Here is a 269-nt window from a genome sequence, read left to right as displayed (position 1 = left end):
AACTGAAGCAGGTGAGGAAAAATTAGAAGAGCCATTGGCATTACGTCCAACTTCTGAAACTTTATTCGGAAACGCTATGTCTGACTGGATCAACTCATACCGTGACCTACCAATGGAATTAAACCAATGGGCTAACGTATTCCGTTGGGAGAAACGTACATTACCATTCATCCGTACGTCAGAATTCTTATGGCAAGAAGGTCATACAGCGCATGCGAATGAAGAAGAAGCACGCGAACGTACCATGAAAATGTTGCACTACTATACAC

1 protein-coding gene is annotated in these 269 nt (G+C 42.8%); it reads left to right on the top strand.

Translation table 11 applies throughout. The features are described from left to right. A partial coding sequence (locus MMS95_RS24145) for an aminoacyl--tRNA ligase-related protein (RefSeq protein ID WP_347340969.1) occupies positions 1–269 on the top strand: 269 nt, incomplete at both ends.

The sequence above is a fragment of the Serratia sp. PGPR-27 genome (assembly GCF_022678525.1).
GTDB lineage: Bacteria > Pseudomonadota > Gammaproteobacteria > Enterobacterales > Enterobacteriaceae > Serratia > Serratia nematodiphila.
Note: the sequence above shows the minus strand (reverse complement) of the source record. Positions and strands in the feature narration are given on the sequence as shown.